Annotated in this window: 8 protein-coding genes; 4 read left to right on the plus strand and 4 right to left on the minus strand. The window is 64.1% G+C overall.

Annotated elements, in window-relative coordinates; translation table 11 throughout:
• Positions 1–158 precede the first annotated feature (158 nt).
• From BCO18175_RS07960 to BCO18175_RS07975, 4 genes are all read right to left on the minus strand, one after another.
• Entirely contained in the window at positions 159–10,742 is a 10,584-nt protein-coding gene (locus BCO18175_RS07960) for a LysM peptidoglycan-binding domain-containing protein (protein ID WP_174980148.1), read from the minus strand.
• Positions 10,743–10,802: 60 nt separating this feature from the next.
• Complete coding sequence (locus tag BCO18175_RS07965) at positions 10,803–12,239, minus strand: hypothetical protein (protein ID WP_174980149.1); 1,437 nt, start codon at positions 12,237–12,239, stop codon at positions 10,803–10,805.
• Positions 12,236–15,838 carry a hypothetical protein gene (locus tag BCO18175_RS07970; protein WP_174980150.1) on the minus strand — a complete coding sequence of 1,201 codons (3,603 nt, stop codon included), beginning with the start codon at positions 15,836–15,838 and terminating at the stop codon, positions 12,236–12,238. The genes BCO18175_RS07965 and BCO18175_RS07970 overlap by 4 nt, the downstream gene beginning before the upstream one ends.
• A gap of 719 nt (positions 15,839–16,557) precedes the next feature.
• Positions 16,558–16,905, minus strand: a complete 348-nt coding sequence (locus BCO18175_RS07975; protein ID WP_174980151.1) for a hypothetical protein — start codon at positions 16,903–16,905, stop codon at positions 16,558–16,560.
• Positions 16,906–17,536: 631 nt separating this feature from the next.
• On the opposite strand from BCO18175_RS07975, the gene BCO18175_RS07980 reads away from it, so the two are divergent.
• The 4 genes from BCO18175_RS07980 (at position 17,537) to BCO18175_RS07995 (ending at position 21,114) form a co-directional block, all read left to right on the plus strand.
• Positions 17,537–17,896 carry a hypothetical protein gene (locus BCO18175_RS07980; RefSeq protein ID WP_174980152.1) on the plus strand — a complete coding sequence of 120 codons (360 nt, stop codon included), beginning with the start codon at positions 17,537–17,539 and terminating at the stop codon, positions 17,894–17,896.
• A gap of 142 nt (positions 17,897–18,038) precedes the next feature.
• Entirely contained in the window at positions 18,039–18,317 is a 279-nt protein-coding gene (locus BCO18175_RS07985) for a hypothetical protein (protein WP_174980153.1), read from the plus strand.
• A gap of 264 nt (positions 18,318–18,581) precedes the next feature.
• The gene (locus BCO18175_RS07990) at positions 18,582–19,001 is read left to right on the plus strand and encodes a phosphotransferase-like protein (protein ID WP_174980154.1); all 420 of its coding nucleotides are present in this window, start codon (positions 18,582–18,584) and stop codon (positions 18,999–19,001) included.
• A 520-nt stretch (positions 19,002–19,521) separates the two neighbouring features.
• Positions 19,522–21,114, plus strand: coding sequence for a Re/Si-specific NAD(P)(+) transhydrogenase subunit alpha (locus tag BCO18175_RS07995; RefSeq protein WP_174980155.1), 1,593 nt, complete (start codon positions 19,522–19,524; stop codon positions 21,112–21,114).

The raw sequence follows: 21,114 nt of genomic DNA on the forward strand, positions 1-21,114 counted from the left end.
GCGAAGGCCGCCTCGCCGGGCTGATGCGACGGGCGCGGGCGGGGCTCGCGCCACGTGTGATCCCGTCACGCACACCGGCCGAAATGAAGGGGCGATCGGCGTCTCGCTGCCGACCTCATGGATTGCCCCCTCGGTTCCGGAAGCGGAATGGCCAACGCTCAAGCAAGGCCATCGATATCGACGTACACCTCGTCTATCTTGACGATCGGAAGGCTCACTCCCGGTGCGGTGCCGTGCAGTGTCACGGCGACGTTGATCGTGGCACCAATGCCCTTTAGCGCGCTGCGATGGTCGGTGAGCCATGCGCTGACGGCATTCGCGAGCGAGGCGACGTTCGACGACGACGGTTCGCCGGATGGCATCAGGGCGACGGGTAGCGTAATGCGAGGGGCATCGACCACCGCGCTGATCGGGTACTGGGCACTCGCGCTGACCTGTGCGATCACCCACGTTGCGTCATCCGTTTCCAGCAATTGCGCGAAGAACACCTCGAGATACGTCGATAGCTGTGCCGGTGGCGAGACTGGCGGCTTGAGCGAGGCGAGGTTGTAGCGTGTGCCGGGTGCCGGCACGAGCGGAACGGCGGGGGTCGCGAAGGCTACGGGGGGCGTCGAGAACAGGAAGTCGTTGCTGACCGTCCGGCCGGGAACGAGATCGAGATTGCGCCGGAATTCGATCGACGTGTCGCCCGTCTGGTAGCGAATCGCATCGAGCTTCGAGAAGGCCACGGTCATCGGCAGTCCGAGCGCGGCCTCGTAGCCGAGATACTGCTTCGACGCCGAATCGTAGTAGCGATAGGTCGCGGGGAACGCCGCTGGCGGATCGGCGGGCTGCGGGCTATACGGCGTGGACAAGTACTCGATGAGCGGGACGAGGCTGGTGTCACCGCTCACCGGTTCGACGACGACGCGCGCCGAGCCATCGCTTTCGTCCTTTTCCAGCTCGACCGAGAAGCTGAGCGTGACGGGCGGCGGGCCGGAGGGCGCGGCATCGAGCAAGGCGCGCGCGGAGAGCTTGCCGTTCGCCCAATCGGAGTAAGCGGCGTTCAGGTTCCCGATCAGCGTCTTCCATGCGGCGAGCGCGGCTGCCGCGTTGAGGTAGGCGGGGCTGGTGGTGCTGATATCCGGCGTGATCTGCGGCAGATACGTGTTGAAGTCGGCAAAGATCGCGGGTGCGCAGGAAAGCAGTCCGGCGAGCGCGACGAACAGCGCATTTGACGGCGCATTCGCGCTGTTCGATTGCGCGGCGCGCGTGTTGAACGCGACCGTTCCCAGCAGCGAGTCCTGCGCGACGCCGCTTGGAACGTAGGTAAATGTGTAGTCCCAGTGTGCAAGGTCGCGCGGGGCAGGCGCCGGCGGCAGCTTGCTCGCGTCCGCCGTTTGCGCCTGCGCCGTCGGCGGCGTGGGCAGCGCGAGCAAGGCGACCGGAATGTCGAGATTGTTGCCGTCGTTGACCGGATACGAGATCGGACCCGTGACGAACCCGATCCAGCTGCTTTGACGGTATCCGTCGATGCCGGCCACGGCGGTGATGTCGTTCTGCAGATGCGTGATCTGATACGTGAGCGGAATGGACACGCTGGTTTGCAACGTGGGGTTCGAGCACGTGAACAAAAACGCGAGAGCCGACTCGGCTGTGCCGTTCTCTTCGGCGTTACCGCCTTTGGCGGCATTGAGCGGCAGGAGCGCCTGCGAAAACGTGTAGTTCGGCGTCCTGGCGTTCGGTGCCGAGGGTGCCGGATTCACGGGGAGCCCATACAGGGCGGGCGGACTCGCGGTGCCCGGCTGGGACGGCTCGTGGGTCGTGGCGTTCGTCACGGGCAGCACGACGGTCGCGGTGACGGCGTAGGCGTTGCCGAGCTGCTGTAGCAGCGACTGTTTCAACGTTTCCGTGGCGGCCGCCAGCGTGGCCGGCGAAGCGTCCGGCTGCGCGAGGATCGACCGGAGGGTGCCGGCGATCGTCGTGGCGAGCGCGGATTTGTCCTGGAGTATGTCGAAGAGGTAGCCCGCGGATGCCGGATCGTTGCCTTGCAGCTTGTCGAGCATGAAGGTCTGAACGACATACGCGGGCGACAGGAAGTTGTCGACGAGCCCCAGTGCTTGCTCAAACCAGCTGTTCAGGTCGACGTTCGTAAAGAGCGTGGAGGGGCCGCTTCCAAACTGCAACGGCTTTCCTGTCGCGTAGACGGGCAGCACGACGCTGCCCGAATAGAGGCTGTTGGCGAGCGGCTTCGGCGCGAAGAACGAAGCAGCCGTACCCAACGTGAACGCGATGCCTTTCGACGAGTTGTTCAGATTGAAGCGAACCGACCATATCGTGTAGGTCTGGTTCGAGAGCGCCTCGTCGGGGTCCGCTGGCCCGGTACCCGCGCGCAGTTGCCAGTCGTGCGTGACGAAGGCGGTTTCGAAGCCATGGGCGAAGGTCAGAAGCGCGTCCACCGATGCATTGGAAGCCGTGTCGCGTGTTTCGCCCGCGGGCACCGGCGCGGAGAGCACGTAATCGAGCCGGGGCGAAATCTCCGTTTCGACCGATGCGCCCCCGGTCGTATCGAGCAGGCTCGGATCGACGAGATCCGTCCGGCGGCTCTGAACCAGCCAGAGCTGGAGGCGCGTGACGTTCTGATCGACAACACTGGCGACATCGATGTCGAGCGTCAGCATGACGGAGAGCGTCGCCGGCGGTGCGACAGGCTGGCTTGCGGCGGCGGCATTGACGGTCTGCGCGCAACGGTTGACGAAGTCGATCAATTGCGCGGACGCACTCGCGCCGAGGGGCTGTGCCGCTGCGCCCGTCAGGCTGTTGCGGATCGCGAGGGCCACGGCGGAGCCGGTGAGGCCCGGGATGCCGAGGCGGGAATAGTCCTGATTGAGCTGGAAGTAGACGTTGTTGAAGAGCGTCGCATCGGTCACGGCTGCCTGCGCCGGCTGGCCCGCCGAAGGCTGGTAGGCCGCGGTGTTGAGCTGGAGTGTGATCTGCAGCTGCGGGGCGCCCGCGGAGCCCGCATAGACGTAGGACGCGCTGACATTCGGCCACTGGCTCAGCGCGATGAGCCGATCCGTGTAGAGGATCGGTATCGGGGCGTTGTTCAGCGGGCCGGTGTAGTCCTTCGGCGGATGGTTGAAAGGCGTGGAGGTCTGGTTGCCGAACACGTCGAGCCAGCGCAGGCTGAGCTGCGCGAACGTTCCGACGCCCAGATACGGATTGGCGCTCGCCGGTGGAAGATTCGCCGGCGGATTGGCGGGCGCGGCGTTCGCGAGCGCGTTGGCGCCGAACGTAAGGGCCTGTTCATAGCCGAGGACGGTGCTGGCCGCTTCGGCCTGCAGCATGGCCCGGCGCGCATGAGGGTCGCGGATGGCGGCGACGCGTGACCCATGCCGCAACGACGTCTGCAGCGTGCGATCGGCGTGCCGTGCGGAGCGCTGCCGCGGGTTCTGCGGCGCAATGCCGTTGTTCGTCGGCCCGAACGGAAGGCCGGCGACGCTGTTCGAAAAGAACGGGTTCGCGTAGTAGCCGGCGTCGAGCAGGGAGTAGAGCGAGAACAGGTACTGCTGCCCATAGTCGGCGCTGGCCGGATCGACGGGCGCCGGAAGATTCGCGCGCGTGAGCTGCAGGCCGATGTTGCCGACGCCGATCGACTGCGATACCGAGAAGCTTTGCGAATCGACGTTGAGCGGTTGCGTGCTCGCAATCAGCCCCGCCGCGCGCTGCGCCATGCTGCCGACCTGCTCCACGTCAAGGCCGAAGTATGCGGCGATGCCGGAGAAGGTGTCGCCCTGCTGCACGACGTATTCGATCGTGGGAATGAACAGCAGCGTGTAGAGCGCGGGCGCCGTGACACGAGGGTTGTAGCCTTGCAGGGCTGCGGCGGTGATGATCGTTGCCGGCGTGGCGTTGTGCGAGTAGTAGCGCGCGACCGTGCCCCAGACGTCGCCGCTCGCGACGTCCGCCGGGGTGACTTCGTGCACGGCGGCGCTGAGCGCGAAGGTGCTGCCTTGGGTCAGCGGTGCCGGCGCGTTGTCGCGCGCGACCGTGCCGGGCGTCATCGAATAGCGCGTCGCGAAGCCCGCCAGCGTATCGGCGCTGCGCATGCTGGCCGTTTGCGGATCCGACTGCGAGACCATGACGAACGTGCTGCGGGCCGGATCGATGTTGCCGGTCGTCAAGACGGCGTTGCAGCAGTCGGTCATCCGGGCGCTCGAGGGCAGGCTCGCGTCGCGCGCATAGGTGACGAGAATCGTGAGCGTCGCATAACCGCTTGCGTCGAAGATGCCGGACGGCAGGGCGGTGCCCTTCGCCAGCCCGTTCCAATAGAAGCTGTAGCCGCCGGACTGCACGGTGCTCAACTCCCACAGCAGCTGGATGAATTCGCTGAAGTCGTTGGCGAAGTTGTTGACGAGCGGCTGCAGGGCGCCGTCGGCGGACGCCAGGCCTGCGGATGTCATGCGAGCCTGGGGCGGCGGATTGCCCTGCGTCGACAGATTGGTGCGCGTCACGAACGTATAGACATCGCTCGTCAGGTGGCCGACGAGGCCCGCCTGTGCGCCGGAGGGATCGCCGTACCCGACGATCAGGCCGCTGATGGCCGAAGGCCCGGCTGCCTTCAGCAAGAGCAGGATGCGCTCCAGCAGCTGAGCGTCGCTGGGGTTGGGGCCGAGCAGCTCATAGGCATTGGGGGCGAGTTGCGTGACCGGGGGCGTATTGCCGGGACCGGCCGGCAGCAGCGTGTTCGTCGTCGCCGTCTGGGTCTGGGCGCCGGCCGATTGCTGCAGTTGACGGATCTTGAAGTCGATGCGCGTGGCCAGCGTGAAATCGTCCACGGGCGCCGGGACCGCGATATGCGTGGTCGGGTCCGTGGTGAGCGTCATCGGCGCCAGCACGGGCAGATAGCGGAGCGCCGTGCTCAGGTCCGCATCCGCCGTCAACGCGCGTTGCTGAATCTCGACGGCGCTCAACAGCGAGGACGGAAGCGCCCACACGATGGGCTTCACCTGCGCGGTCGGACTCGGCCTGGACCCCGGCGCCGATGCGATCTGCAACATCTCGGCCGTGCCCGAGGTGGTCCATGGCAGATAGGCGGACGCCGCGAACTGCTGGGGCACGAGCCGAAGCGGCGATTCGGCGGCGACGGTCAGCGGCGGCGCCACGTCCGGGCCGTTCGGATTGTAGCCGTGGGCGATCGCCCAATCGAGCACGATCCGCAGATTGGCCGCTGCCGGCGAGAGATCCATTTTTCCCGAATCGTTGCCGGCGCTTCCGTTGATTTGCAGCCAGTCGAGCGTTTGCTCCTTCGCCAGCGAGATCGGCACGTCGGTAAACGAAGTCACCGGGAATTGCTGGCCGGTCAGCTGATAGAGACTGTAATCGGGCTGCTGCGCCGGATACAGGAAGGCCTGCGGCAACGTGAGCCCCGGCGTGTTGGGCAGGCGCAGCCCCTGCAGCATGAAACGCGAGACCATGCCGGCCGTGTTTCCGATGGTTTCACCCGCGGCGACTGCCTGAGCGAGTTGCTCGCCCGTGAGTTCGTCCAGGTTGGACAACTGAACGAGCGTCGCCTTGCTCGAATCGAATTCGAAGAGGCCGGAAACAGCCAGGTTTTGCGCCACGCCGACGAAAGCCTCGGTCGTGAGCCCGAACGAGTCGAGGATCGATTCGAGCGTGTCGAGCGGGCTCTTTGCCGTGGTGTAGGCGATCGGCGGGATCGCAAGCGTCGCGCCCGGCAGCAAGAGCTTGTTCATCGCCCACAGATCCTTGTCGGCGGCGAGCATAGCCAACGGGATCCCGAGCGCGTCGGCGACCGACGCGAAGCTGCTGCCGGGCCCCGTCGTCGTCGATGCCGTCCCGACCGTGATCGTGACGCCCGGCTGCAGCAGCGCCGTCGCGCGCGCGTTGGCATCGAGCTCGATCAAGGCGGCGGGAGGCGTCGCGTAGGACGCCGTCGAGTTCGACGGCGCGGTGTAACGGAGCGCGATCGCGTCGAGCGTGTCGCCGCTTTGCACCGTGTACCCAAGGCCCGCAAGCTGGAGAACCTTGCCGGCCGTGAGCGACAGCGCGCTGTTGGCGTTGACGAGATCGGCGGGCGTGAAGTCGGGATTGTGCTTGCCGTCGATATGAGCAAAATCCATGATCGACTGGATCGAATCGTTTTGCTGCAGGACGTACGGGTAGGACGCGTAGGCGTCGATCGCGGCTTGCAGGAGCTGGCGCGCGATCAATGCGAAGGAATCCTCGAAGACGACCTGCGTGAGCGACTCCGGCGTCGTGCTCGAGGTAGCCGGCGGGCAGTCGGAAGGCGGCGGTGAAGCGGGAGGGTTCGCCGGGTTGACGAGCGTCGCGGCGAGCTTGTTGAACGCCGCATTTACTGCGCTGCGATAGTCCGGCGTGACCTGCGCCCAGTTGCCAAGCGCGATCGAGACGGTCTTGCCCGCGGCCGTGGGGGACGGCACGGTGAGTTCGAGCCCCGGGAGCGCGGGGAAGATCACGGCGCCGGCGGTGAAGCGGTCCTGCAACGATTGGCTGAGCAGCAAAGGGTCCGTGACGACGTCGACCGTAAAGGTCGCCTTCAGGAAATCGATGATGCTTGCCATGGGAATGGCAGGCTGCGTGGTGGGGCACGCGAGCGAATTGAGCGTGACCTTCAGATCCTCGATGGTCACGGGGGTCGTGTCGAACGCGTCGGCGGCGACGCCCGGATGGGAGGTGATCACCCACGGCAGCAGTGCGCTGCAGAGGCTCGCGAACGACGAACCGGAGGCGTTGCCGTTGCTGTTCGCCGAAGGCGCGTCCATCGAGAATAGCGCGACGAACGCGCCTTGCTGGCCCCCGAGCGTGAGATTGGCGACATCCGGAGCGAGCACGGTGAATTGAGGCGCCATCAGGATCGTCAGGGTCGCGGGGGCTGCGCCGGCCAGGTCGGCCGCATTGGCTTTCGCGCGGACCGCGAACGACGGATGCGAGGCAAACGTCAGCGGTACGACACGGCGCCGCGCTTCCATGCGGCGCATCCGTCCGACTTTCGCGCGGTATCGGCTGCTTGCGGGAAGCGCCCGGCCGTGCGGCATGTCGAGCGCCAGTGCGGCGCCCGGCGGCGTAAGCCAGGGTGCGGGTTCGCTGCTCGGGTTCCTGATCGTGAAATCCTCCGAGATCGTCGTGGCGAACGAGAAGCTGATCGAGAACGAGAAGAGGCCGAGATTGATGCGCACCGAAACCGATACCGAGACGGACGCGGAGACCGAAAGCGGGATGTCGTGGTAGGCCTCGTAGACGATCTGTGCGGCGATGGTGATGGTGAGCGAGACGCTGGCCGAGATGATCGCGAAGTTGACGGTGCCGTAGAGCTTGCCGCAGATGCCGAACTGGCCTTCGAGCCAGAAGTAGTTGGTGGCCTGGACGCTGGTGTCGCTGCCGGGCTTGCCCGGCAGCTGATAAGGATGGTAGGGCGCGATGACACCCTGAACAATCCCGAAGAACGTGATCGAGAAGCCCGCCGAGAGGATGCCCTTGTCGATCGAGTAGCCGATGCCGGCCTGCAGGCCGAGGCCGAACTCGATCACGGGATCGAAGGTGCCGTAGATCGTCTTCGGCAGGCTGGTCGCCGTCCCATTACTCAGTTGACCGTAGTAGAAACCGCCGCCGCCCATGACCGGTATGCCGGGCGGCACGATCATCTGGATCACGAACGACCTCGAGAAATCCATGTTGTACGGGAAGCCGACGTCGAAGAGGAAATCGCCGTTTGTGTACACCTCCACGCCGATCGACGGCAGCGTGATGTTGACCGCGCCGAAGTTCCACTGCCGCAGCGCGGTGGGCAGCGTGAACTCGATCTGATAGACGCCGATGCTGTCGGTGACCTTCTTGTACATGATGTCGAACGACAGGTCGGCAAGCGGACCGGCCTTGCTGCCGGCGAACGCGAGGCGCAGGCCGTAGAGATTGGGGTCGTTGAAGACCACCATGACGTCGATGGTGTAGGTGTACCCCTTGCCGTTCGGGTTCTTGACGCCGAGCAGGAGCATATGAGCGGCAATCAGCCAGTTGCTCTGCGCGTTGTAATACGGCTGATTCGCCGCGCCGCTGCCGGGATTGACCGGATTGCCCCCGCCGGCGAGCGTGCTCGGGATGAGCTTGAGCGAATCGATGACCTGCTGTGTCGTGTTGAGGTTGGCATCGTTGATCGACACGCGTTGGCCGAGGGCCAGCAGCTGCAGGTCGAAGAGTTCGTTGCCCTGGCCGGGCACGCCCGGCATCCGGGTGACGTCCTGTCCCTGCGCCGGCTTCGACCCGTCATTGTCGGGGCTGGCGAAGAGATTTTTCCATTGGTCGCTGCTGCTCGCGAGCGGCGACGAGCCGCGGATCGAAAAGAGGATCTTGTTCGTCTTCGGATCGCGGTTGAAGTCGAAGCCCTCGATGTTGAGAAAGCCCGTGGTGATCGGGCTCGGCAGCGTGTAGGAGGCGGTGATCTGGTTTTTCGCGTCCGCGGCGAGGTAGAACGTGATGGACAGGCCGTCCAGCGAAATCGCGTTGAGGAAGGTCCAGGGGCCCGACAGCGTGAAATACGCGTCGCCGGTCAACGCCACGAGTTCGGTCACCAGCGTGCCGAGACTCCAGCCGTTGAACGACAGCTTGATGGTCTGGTGCGTGCTGTCATAGGCGCCCGTCACGCCCGCCCATTGGACGGTCAGCGTCGTTCCGCCCTGGCTGCCCGGCTGGTTGAAGGCGTAGCCGATCGTGAGCGAGGGGATCGACGCGAGGCTGATGGTGCCGAGCACGGAGCCGGAGAACCGGTTGGTCGCCAGGCTGCCGTCATAGGCGAGCGCGAGGCTTGCCTTGCACGCGATCGGCAGCCCCGGCAGCGCATCGGTGCGCCAGTCCAGGGCGCCCGAGATCGAGTACGAGGACGCGCCGTTGCCGGCGGGAATGGCGGCGTCGACCGAGAACGTATCGACGACAAGATGGCTTGGCAGGAATTCCGGGAGGAAGCTGCCGAGATCGCCGTCCAGCACGTCGAAGAGGTCGACGAGCAGTTCGCCGAGATTGAGCGGCGACGCGAGCGAACTGCTGAGCAGCCATTGCGGGCGCTCCGCCGCCCCGTCGTATTCGATCGCGACGTTCAGCCCCACGGGGCCGACGATCAGCCCCCCTGTCATCGTGGCGCTGTAGGTCGTCTTCGCGCCCGCCTTCTGCGGGGTTTGCGCGCCGATCGCCAGCACCATGTCCTGCACGCGCAGCAGCGGATTGCCGTTGTAGGTGATGACGTCGACGTCGAGGTTGACGACGAAGGAGAAGGCATACGCCCCGGCGCTGGTATCGATGGAGAGCAGGACGTCGCTGAACGTCACGCTGATGCCCGAAGGCATGCCGACGAGGCCGCCGGTGATCGCCGGCAGCAGGTCCGCCAGGCTGACCTGGCCGTTGAAGGCTGCGGTGATCGCGTAATTCTGGTCGATCGTCACGACGAACTGTCCGCCGTCCTTGCCGTCGTCGTCCTTGAACACGGCCGGCATCAGCGTGAACGTGCTCGTGAACAGCAGCGATTGCTGCCTGGATTTGGCGGTTGGATCGAGAACGTACCAGTCCAGCTCGAGCGAGGTGAGGGTGACGTTGAACTTGCCGGTGGGATCGTCGATCAGGACCAGACTGAAGTTCTCCACCGTCCCGACGGAGACGCCCGTCGACGTGATCGACGGCATGGCGGCGCTGGAGGCCCGCACGGCCGTGACGTTGACGCCGAGGAGCGCGATGCTCGTAAAGAACTTCTGGATCGGTGCGGGTACCGCGCCGATGAATTGCGTATCGACACCGGCGATGGCGGCGATGTTCGCGGGCGTCAGGGCGTTGGGCAGCGCCTTCGACGGCGTGAGGAACAGCGAGTAGTTGCTGTCGCCGGCGGCGTTGTCCGCGAAGATCATGACCGAGAAGTCCACCACGAGCGGCGGCGTGGTGGCCGTGGTCACGGTGGCGGCAAATACGTAGGCGATGTCCTGCACTGCGCCCTCGTCGTCCTCAGGGTCCGCGTCTGCCGGAAGGGGGCCGATGGAAAACTCGAAGCGCGGCGCGACGGCGCTGAAGCCGAGCAGCGAAAAGCTCGTCGGCGGCAGCCATGCCTTGAGATCCATGACGGGATAGGCGCCCGAGGCGGCGACGGCCGAGGCGTCGAACGGGCCGCTGATGACGAGGGGCGAAGGCAGGGTCAGCACCGGGCTCGTGAAGCTCAGGATCGATTGCGCATAGTCGTTGAGCTGCGCCGTTCCTGCGAAGTTCATGCCGGCGGCGAGGGGGATTGCGCTGCTCGATGGCGCGGGCCAATTCACGCTGCCCGCTGCGGAGGAAAACAGCATGCAGGGCTGCGTGATGGCGAGCATCGAAAACGGCTTGCCCACCATCTGGAAGGAACTGGTGGCGAAGGTCCAGCCCCCGCGCAAATCCGTGACGATCTGGACCAGCAGGATCGAGGTGTCGGCCGGCAGCGTGAAAACGAGCGTGACGGAGGTGTCGGCGGCCGCCGCGCCGAAGAGTCCGTTCGTCAACGTCGCGCCCGTGATGCTGAACGTGCCGCCGGCCACCGCGCCGACCGTGCCTTGCCCGACCGACAGGCCCGTGGCGTCCCCCAGGCAGAACGCGCTCTTGAGCAGCGCATCGAAGCCCGCGGGCGGCGTCGCGCCGGCCGAGGAGAGAAAGGCGGCGTTGAGGTTGACGGGCCACGAGGCGTTGGCGAAGGCGGTCTGCAGCGACTGAAGAGACACGATGAAACTCCCGCGTAGTTAGGGCTGCGTGACGTTCGAGACAGGGGCGCCGCGCCTCTTCTAGAAGCTGAAAAAGAGGGGGAGGTGATCGCTGGTGCCGCGCACCGTGGGGTAGTTGGTCAGGTTGCGAATGAACCCGTTCCGGATGCCCATGATGTTGTCGGTGGTGGCCCGTACGGCGACGTTGGGAGGGACTTGCGCGGGGGGCACGGGCGGCGGCGGGGGATACACCAGATTCCAGACGGTTTCGAGCTGCGTCGTGAATGCCTGGTGCCCGAGATTGCCTGCGCCGGGGTTGGCGCCCACGGCATGATAGGCGGAACCGACGATACCGTTGATGACCGTCATCTGCGGCGGGTTCACGACGGCCGCCGCCGCGCCGGTCTTGTACAGGATGTTGTCGAGCGAATCGGAGGGTGACACGATGTTGCCCGCCGCGTCGTACGAGACGGAGGTGTAGTCAAAGCCGGGATAGTTGCTGTTCCTGGTCGACGTGCTCCAGAAGCTCGCTCCCGGACGGATGACGTTGCCGTATTCCGTGTCCTTCGTCGATTTGATCGGCAGGATATGCGTTGCGAAGTAGGCCCGGTACTGACCCACCATGCCCGGCACAGGAGCGGGGCCGATCGGGTTGGGGAGCAGCCCGACGGTGAACGGATGGGCCAGCGGCGGCGCGCAGAGCGTGCCGTAGCAGTTCGTGTAGGCGCCGGCCGGCGTCAGCAGGTTGAGGTTGAAGTCGCCGAGGACGAGGCGTACCTCATTGGCGGCCGCGGCGCCCGTGATGGCGGGAATCGTGGCCAGATCGTTAAGAAAGGTCGCGGCCGCGGCCGGCGCCGGCGGTGCGTGCACGATGAAGAGATTGACGTTCCGGTTGTTGGCGATATCCCAGAACGTCGCCTGCATCGGCGCTCTCAACGTGCCGAAGTTGATGTTGCCTCCGGGTGGTGCCGCGAGGGCAAACTCGACGCGCGCCGCGCATCGGTTCTGGGTTGCGCCGCCGCCGTGATTCCATGCGCCGGCAGGAATCGCGGTGGCGGCCAGGGTCTGCCAATGCAGCGGATAGTCCCCGCTGCCTGCGAAGGTCGTGGCGTTCGGTGACGGCCCATTGCCGCCGGCCCAGAAATTGGGACCGGTGAACACCAGCTGGTCGCGACGAAAGAAGATGCCGACGCTTTCGTGGTTGCCCGTCTTGATGGGCGGCACCAGATCGTACTGTCCGATGGTCGCCAGACTGTTTCGCAACGTCAGCAGTCCGGTGCCGCCACCGCTGTAGGGGTGGATGAGTTCTCCGCGCGCGGCGCTCTGGGGCGCCTCGACCTCCACGACGACGAAGATCTGCGGTTGCAGGTCGGCGACATGGGCGTGGATGTAGTCGAATCGAAGCGCCGAGTGGGTATCGAGCTTGCGGCGCTTGCCGTATCGATTACGCTTTTTCCCCTGGTCCTGAATCTTGTTGATCGCGAAGTCCTGAATATTCCAGTAGAGGATCGTGCTCATTTCGCCGTCTCCAGGGACGTAAGCAGCTTGGCTTGCGCGGATGCGCTGTTCTCGACGTAGGCCGCGTACCAGCCCAGGCTTCCGGTGCCGTTGGGGTCGCCGAAGAGGAACATGTCGATGCTCGCGTTCGAGGGCAGCTTGGCAAGGCCCAGAAAGCTGACGGCGATATCGCCGAGACACAGCGTGAACGCGTAGGTGGGCGGCGTCGCGCCGTTGTTGATCGGCGCATACGAGAGCGAGATGTTGCCGACGGTCAGCTTGACCACGCCTTGCAGGCTGAATGCGCTGGCGCCGGGGGACGCTCCCGGAAGCTGCAGGCCCGCGAAGGCCGCATAGCTGGTCGCGCTGCGGGCCGATTGCGGGCTCCACGCGAACAGCAGTTGAGAGGTGAACCCCGCGGCCGAGGCGAGCGCGCCCGGGCCGCCCATGTTGACCAGAAAGGAAATGCCGTACCACGCCTGGGACACCGGCAATTGCGGCGGCGCGCCCGTCGTGAAGCGTACCGGCAGGTAGCCCCTGGCGGCGGGCGTCGTGCCGGCGGTTGCCGCAAGGGCGCGCTGCGGTTGCAGCGCGAGGCCTGCCGCCGCGCTGCCGGCTCGCAGCAGACTGCCTGCCTGATCGAAGACCATGTCCGTTTCGACGATCCGGTAGGTCGTCATGTTGGGACTCGCGACCGGCGAGGACATATCGATGTGGAGGTTCGAGAAGGCAAGGCCGCCCGTGGCCTTCGCGGGATCCGTGCCTGCCGGCATGCCATAGGACATGACGTCGAAGTTGTTGCCTTTGCCGTCGTTGAGCACCGCGAAGTCGAGGCTGCCCCAGATCAGGATGCGGCTCAGGATATTGGGTGGCGTCGCACCATCGTTGCTGGTGAGCGTGTTGTAGATCACCTTGTCGATCACGAGCGCATCGAGGACGTTGCTGTCCGGCACCAGCACCGTCGTGGCGTCGCTTTCGAAGAGGTAGGTGCCGGTGTCGCCCTGGCTCTGGTAGTACCCGGTCAGCACGACGCCGTTGGCGGCAAGCTGCGTGGCGCCCGCGTACGAGGCGGTCACGGTGGAGCCGAGGGCTTTATTGATCGTGACCTGTACGTGGCTCTGGAAATCGACGAGGGTGCTGTTGAAGAACAGGCTCTGCAACTGCAGGACGGTGAAGTTGTAATCGCCGCCAACGGGCAGGGGCAGCGGCTGGGTAGGCGATCCGCCGGCGGCGATGTTCTGCACATAGGCGGGCAGTTGATAGTCGACGAGGCCGAAGAAGCTGCTTTGTCCGGGGATGGAGAAGTTCTTGCCGTCGTAGTGAACGGGGCTTGTCGTCACGCCGAAGTGGTGGGCGCGAAATTGACTGAAATCGATGCCCGCGGCAAGGCCGGCGAGTTGCGGCGGCAGACCCTCGGGCGTCATGTCGGCAGCGAGCGCGAGCACGCCTTGCCATTGCGGATTGGTCACGATGGCCTTGAAGTTCGCGTAGAGCGCGTTGCCCGCGTCCGCTTTGGCGATCGCGCTTGCGAAGTAGTCCTGCAAGGCTTGCGACAGCAGGGCCACGCCGGAGCTGGGATCCGGGTTGGAGAAGTCGGATGGATCGACCCATGCGCTCGGCGTGGCCACGAGGTCCGTGAGCGCACCGACGCAGAACTTCAGGATGAGCACGTTGCTGACGTTCGATGAGCTGGCGGTTCCGCCGACATTGATCTGCATGGTCCAGCCGGCGACGTTCACCGTGTTGGCGAACCTGCCGTCGGCGGAGGTGCCCACGTATTGGTTGTTGACGATCACGGCAAACAGCTGGTTGGTCTGGAAGAGGCCCTGAAGCTCCGGGCTCATGTTCAGAAACGCCATCTGGGTGGGCGTCTGGGCCGGATCCGGCTGCGACTGGGCAAGAATCACCGCCGCATAGTCGGTGTGGCCGCCTGAAGTCTCGATCTGCGCGAGCAATCCTTGCGGGGTGGTGCCGTTGGGGATGACCGCCGGCGGGGCGGCCGTCGTTGCGCGCGCCGCGCGAGCCGCCTTGGCAGAAGCGATCAGGGGCCGAGCGGACGCGAGAATCGCATTGCGCCGTGTTGCCGAGAGCACCTTGGCCTCGTAGCTGCTCCATTGGTCCGGCGGGATTCCCGAGGTTGCGGACAGCGGCACCCCGGCCCAGGGAGCCAGCGGGAAACTGACCGGGCCGAGCGCCATGGTGGGATGCAATGCGCCGACGACCGTGCTGCCGTTGCCATAAGGGCCCGCCTGGCCAAACAGCGGATTGCCCTGCGGCTCAGCGCTGTAGGTCGGCGCCGCTTGCGCGTTGGCGACGACTTCGGTCCAGCTCGTGAGGTACGCCGTCGCGCCGGCGGCGGGCTCCGGCAGAGGGGGCGTCGCCACACCCGTGGAGGGGTTGGACAGGTCGGCTGCCGGCAATGGAAAAACCGGCGTGTAGGCAGGCGAACACGCGACAAACCGCAGTCGATCCGCTGACGCCGTACCGCCGGCAGGCTGCATGTTCAAGGTTTCGGTGCCCGCAAGCCCGCACAGCATCGAAATTTCGGTCGTGGTCCCCGCGACGCCGAGCCGATAGTCGCCGGCCGGCGCGACGTAAGGCGTGGTGCTGACCGGCAGGCCTGTCGCCGGATCGATGACCGTCGGCGTGGCGGGTTGGAAGACGAAGCCCGCGTCGTACGCGGCGGGCCCCAAGGGCACGCTGCCGCTCGCGACGGGGAGCAAGCACACCGGCTGATTGGTCGCCGTGCGGTAGTAGCTCGGCAACGATGCCTCGGCATCCGCAGCGGGCAGTGTCACGATCGTGCGATAGATGCCCGCGTCCGGCCGCGATTGCGATACGGGGCCAGTGCAGATCGGATCGATGGGGTCGAACGACGCGAGGTAGGGCATCGTTCGGGCCGCATTCAAGTCCAGCAGGGGAAACTGCTGCACGGTATCGGGCGCACTCGGATTCCCATAGGCGAACTGCATGCCGATCAGAAGGTTGCTGGCCCCGGGGGTGATGGTCATCTTGCCGGCCAGGACGAGGCAACCCGCGCAGTTCCCCGAGAACGGAAGGTAGGCCTCGTTCGCGGCGTTTTCGTTCGAGGCAACGGTGAAGCTGAGCGTGGCGGGACAGTTGATGGCGATAAAGGGGCTGAGGCCGCGGAAATGGAGGCTGTCTTGCTGCGTGTCGAGAAAGATCCCGCTTGGCATCGAGAGAAAGAGATTCGTTCCGACGTTCGAATTGAAGTCGGACTGAAGCGTCAACCCCGAGATCTGCCGTGAAAAGGAGAATGCGAAATACTTTGCGTTGCTGTCGCTGAAGGAGGGCGCCCCGAAAGTCAGCGGGGCGGCACTGGGTAGCCAGACGCAATACCGCCCCAGCACGCCGGAAGGCGCGAGCCAATCCTGAACGGCCGATACGAAGTCGTCGGCGGTTTCCGTGCTGGTGAACGACGGGGCTACCGGTGCGAATACAAAGGAGCCGCTATAGTCGGTCAGCGCGGCTTGGAGCAAGATCGGCGCGTTCGGATTGTCGTCTTGCGGGGAGAGGATGTAGGCGCACCAACCGACGGAAGCGCCGGGCGGGACTTGATACAGGCGCGACTTTCCTGCTTGCTCGAACGCTACGCTCATCTTGGTTCCCCAGAGGCCAACTGGCGATATCGGCTGCGAAGTTCGTAGGCGGTACCGTTGCTGACGAGAAGGTGCAGGACAAGAACACTTGTCCGTTCGCCAGCTCGGAAGGCGGCGTCAGCGTGAACTGCGCGCCGCTGTTGATCTTGTCCGAGCCCACGATCAGGTCGGCCGGCACAACGGCAACCGGAGAAGGCGGTAACAGGAAAGCGGTGAAGATAGGTTGCCCCGCGTCGATGAAGGCAACCTCGGCGCCATAACGACTGCCGTTCTGGATACGCGTTCTGGCCATGACGGAACTCGTAAGGTTGTAATCCATCTGCGCGAGTACGGCTGTATCAGGTACGTTCCAGGAGACGACACTGCCTTGAAACTGAAACGGTGGATTCTTCTGCGTCTGTATGGAAAAGAATCCGTCGATACGGGAAGGATCGGGCGAAGCTGCGATGACGAGACCGATTGAGCCTTCCGCCTTGATGCTGTCGAAAGCGACTGAAAAGTGATGCAGCGGCTTTGAATACGTGAGAACGAAACGATCGACGCTTGCGCCGCCCAGGCTGAGCGAAATATCTGCCTGTACTTGCGGGGTGTTGCTGGTCGAATAAGTTACGGTAAGCGACGAAATATCGCGCTGGCCGGACACGGTTTGTGCCGCGGCCAGCGTGTGAACGGTGATGAAGGTCGCTATCGTGAGAAGACGACGCATCATCACCGATTGATTACTTATCCGTCAGCGTCCAGCTGTACAACTGGTTTTGAAGTTGGATGCCCTTGTTGTCGCCGCTATCGTAGGTGAGATTGGCGAAGATGTTTCCCGATTGCAACGAGGTGGGTACGGTCAATGCAAACGAGCTGCCGGCGTAAATCACGACCAGGGCGCTGCCGCTGCCGATTTTGATTTCGGGCGTGACGCCGGTGTTTGAGCTTTGAATGAGCACCTGGGTCCACATGACCGTACCAGCGTTGATGATGCTGACGGTGGCCACGTTATTCGTCGATGCCCCCTGCGACGTGACTACGGTTTGAATTTGTACGGCAGGCGTGAGGTTATAGCTAAGAGTAGGCACGGGTTCCTCCAATTAGGGTTAAAACCGCCCGCTGACTATGTGGGCGGGGCACTAAAGTGTCAAGCCATTTTCCATATAAATGGATTTATTTTTTGCAGGAAGTTTTGGTCATGGTTTTAGAGCCGAAGCTTGCAATTTCATTTTGTTGAATGAAGTTCGCGATACTCTACATAAATGATTGCGGGGATGAACGACCCACCTGATGATCGAATGCGGCGCCGCTCGGCGCCACAACGCGAAAACGTATTCCGGACTTTCCCGATGGTTGGCCGGGACAGTGGCGAAATCGGTGAAAAATTGCCAATATTTCGCGTGCTTGGCATTCTAAAAAGCGAGTCGAGGTAGACACTGGCGGAAAATTTCTTGTGCAGCGCGATGGCGGCGGGAATGATGCTGCTCCTCGTGCAGCGGGAAATCAGGGCAGGGCGTATGGGCCGTCGGGAAAGCGGGCGTCGGCTGAATTCTTTCAAAATCGCTACCCGTGTTCATGGATTACGCCAATGTAATACTGGCTTTCAAGCGCACCAGATAGTGCAGTCGCGCGGGTATCAACTATCTGCGCGCCGGCGCACGACTGCCTTCGAGCCAGAACGTCACGCAACTTTAAGGTTTGCAGAACAGGTGGCCATTTTTGCAATATTTGAACGGAGTTACGGCTTCTTATATTTCAATTGCCTTGCCGGGTTTTGAGATCACCTCGGATAGCGATGAGCAGACGCCTGTAGTGCCCATGCATTTCGAATTTTCGAAGAACATCAAGTGCTACCGCGAGCAACCGATGCATGTGACTATCGTGATCGTGACGAAAAAGATTGCGGCCCTGCGCACGCTGTACGCAGGGCTTTTAGATGCAAGACTCTTCACAGGTTTGCATGATGAAATGGATTTATTCCAGCGGCGGAAATTTCATTTTCACGGGAATGCCGGTTGCCGAGCGGTGGCGAGGCAACGAAGGATCGAGTGCGACGCCCGCGGCCGCCGACGGCAGTGATTACGACCTGGCATGCCGTAGCCTCGGGGGGCCGGACGAGTATGTGAATGTGTTGAGAAACGTGCTCGTCAGTGATGTTTTGGTGGTGTGTGGAGCGTAACAGGAGATCGGGTTTTATGAAATTTCCGCTGGTTTGTACTTGTTGGTGAAGATCGAGTTTGGCGGGAGCGACGAGGAGATCGAGCAGTGCGTGCGTGAAGTTGTGAACGGACGCAAGGCGAGCGTCGAGGATCAGCCCTTCGAGTTCGAGATCAAGTCATCGAACATGGTTGTGTTCGACGCGGCGTTCGCGTGGGAAGATGCTGTCGGCATGGACAATACGATAGAGGTCATGGTCGAGTGCGGGAGGTATGCCGTTTCTTTGATTAGGTATCAGAACGACAATACCCTGCTCTGGGTGGTACGCCTGAGCAGGGTGTGAGGCCGATTGGCTTTGACGCTGCCGGCGCCGCGTCGTAGTCCGTAGTTTCGCCTTGCTGGCAAAGCGCCAGTCACCGTCGTCGCTGCGCAGTCGACCGATCCGCCGCAGATCGGAACGACGACGTCATCGCTCTACACCGCGCGCAAGCGGCGCAACCATGTCTGTTGCCGGGTATCGAGCCAACACGAGTTCGCCAGCGAGCTTCGATCAGGGGTCACCTAGTTTGCGACCCTGCAGTTTGCCGAAATGTCGCGTCGGCGTGACATGCGATCCGACGAAGCGTTGAATCAGGCGCTGAGACTTCACCCGCTCAACCTGCAGTCGACGCTCTCGCGGATGGCGGCCAGCCATTTCGAGGTCGTGCCGGATCTCGTGCTTCGGGATCCGGCCGTGCTCGACGAGCACATTGCCGCGCTGTCGCCTCGTCAAACCTTTGTCATCGGAGTTACGTGCCCGCTGGATATCCTCGAACAGCGCGAACGTGCGAGGCCGGATCGATGCGAAGGCATGGCCCGATCCCGGTTCGGGCATCCGGCTTGTTCGCGGCCGTACTCGCTGCGCATCGACACATCTACCTGCACGCCGGAGGAACGCGCGCGCGCCGCATACGTGCCCACGTCGACGCGCAGCGTGAATGATCGTCACCGGATCGGGTCCGGACAGTCAGTCAGCGTTCTCCTTTAAACTCGCCGGCACTGAAGCGCGTCGGCCACACGGATTATGTCGTTGGCACGCCACAAATCGCATCGTGCCGACAGGCGGGGAGATTCCCGATGAAACCGATTCCGATGCTTCTGTGCCGATCGCCGATTATTCACGTTTCAAACGGTTTCACGTGTTGACGGGGCCGCCAGGGCGGCTCCGGCGCGTGAGCGGGAGGTTGGCGGGCCGTTGTGTCCAGACAGGGGATTCATGGATTGAATGCGCGCCGATTCAAAATATAAATTTTGGAAAGACTCTGGCACGGGATATGCTTGGCAGGTCTTATCCGATCGGTACATACGCCGGATATTCGTCAGGATAATCAGGCAAGAGCACGAACCGGTTTGCTCTGACAAGGCGATCCATTAGAGGATCGATCGTTTGTGAAATCTGCGCGGTAGTGCCAAGCTGCGCGCGGAGCAAAGTCGTACACGGATTGAGTTGGGTGACTTGAAACGCAGGCCGTAATTCCTCGCGACGGCCACTACTGACAGTTCAGGATATGACATTACTGATTGGGGTCCCTCTGGAGACGGCCCACGAGGAGCGGCGCGTAGCAACCGTTCCCGACGTCGTCGAAAAGCTGATCAAGCTCGGGTTCTCGGTGGCCGTGCAAAGCGGTGCCGGCACCGGCGCGAACTTCAGCGATGACGACTACCGCACGGCCGGCGCCGACGTCGTGGCGACGGCCGCCGATCTATGGGGCCGCAGCGATATCGTCCTCAAGGTGCGTCCGCCGAGCAGCGAGGAAGTCGCGCTGATGCGCGAGGGCGGCACGCTGATCGGCTTCGTCTGGCCGGCCCAGAACCCTGAACTGATGCAGCAGCTGGCCGCGAAGCGGGCCACGGTGCTGGCCATCGATTCGCTGCCGCGCACGCTGTCGCGCGCGCAGAAGATGGACGCACTCACGTCGATGGCCGGCGTGAGCGGCTACCGCGCCGTCATCGAGGCGGCTCACGCATTCGGCCGCTACTTCAACGGGCAGATCACGGCCGCGGGCAAGGTGCCGCCGGCCAAGGTGTTCATCGCCGGCGCGGGCGTCGCCGGCCTCGCGGCGATCGGCACGGCCGCGGGCCTCGGCGCGATCGTGCGCGCCAACGACACGCGTGCGGAAGTGGCCGACCAGGTGAAGTCGCTCGGTGGCGAATTCGTCAAGGTCGACTACGAGGAAGAAGGCTCGGGCGGCGGCGGCTACGCGAAGGTGATGAGTGAAGGCTTCCAGCAGGCACAGCGCGCGATGTACGCGCAGCAGGCCAAGGAGGCGGACATCATCATCACCACCGCGCTGATTCCCGGCAAACCGGCGCCGAAGCTGATCACGGCCGAGATGGTGCAGTCGATGAAGCCGGGCAGCGTGATCGTCGACATGGCCGGCGAGCAAGGCGGCAACTGCGAACTGACGGTGCCGGGCCAGGCCGTGGTGCGTCATGGCGTGACCATCGTCGGCTACACGGATCTCGCGTCGCGCCTGGCACGACAGTCGTCGACGCTGTATGCGACCAACCTGCTGCGCGTGACCGAGGAGCTGTGCAAGACCAAGGACGGCACGATCAACGTCGACTTCGACGACGACGCGATCCGCGGCCTCACGGTCATCAAGGAAGGCAACGTCACGTGGCCGCCGCCGCCGATCCAGCAGCCGGTCGCCGCAGCGAAACCCGCCACGCCGCCGGTCGCGGCAGCGGCGTCGAAGGGCCATGGCCACGGCAGCGGCGCGCCGATGTCGGCGAAGTCGCTCGCCATCACGTTCGCCGTCGGCGCACTGGCGTTCCTGCTGGTCGGCCAGTTCGCGCCGGCCACGTTCCTGTCGCACTTCACGGTGTTCGTGCTGGCCTGCTTCGTCGGCTACATGGTGATCTGGAACGTCACGCCTTCGCTGCATACGCCGCTGATGAGCGTGACCAACGCGATCTCGTCGATCATCGCGATCGGCGCGCTGGTGCAGGTCGCGCCGCCGTTGGGCGACGCTGCGGCGGAGGGCCGTCCGTCCGGGCTGATCCTGGGCCTGGCGGTGGGCGCGCTGACGCTCACGGCCGTCAACATGTTCGGCGGTTTCGCGGTGACGCGCCGCATGCTGGCGATGTTCCGCAAGTAA

Source organism: Burkholderia lata, assembly GCF_902499335.1.
Lineage (GTDB): Bacteria > Pseudomonadota > Gammaproteobacteria > Burkholderiales > Burkholderiaceae > Burkholderia > Burkholderia lata_B.

Bases quoted from the DNA above. Each gene is read 5' to 3' on its own strand.
- BCO18175_RS07965 (WP_174980149.1), bottom strand. From the start codon at position 12,239: ATGAGCACGATCCTCTACTGGAATATTCAGGACTTCGCGATCAACAAG.
- BCO18175_RS07970 (WP_174980150.1), bottom strand. From the start codon at position 15,838: ATGAGCGTAGCGTTCGAGCAAGCAGGAAAGTCGCGCCTGTATCAAGTC.
- BCO18175_RS07990 (WP_174980154.1), top strand. From the start codon at position 18,582: ATGCGATCCGACGAAGCGTTGAATCAGGCGCTGAGACTTCACCCGCTC.
- BCO18175_RS07995 (WP_174980155.1), top strand. From the start codon at position 19,522: ATGACATTACTGATTGGGGTCCCTCTGGAGACGGCCCACGAGGAGCGG.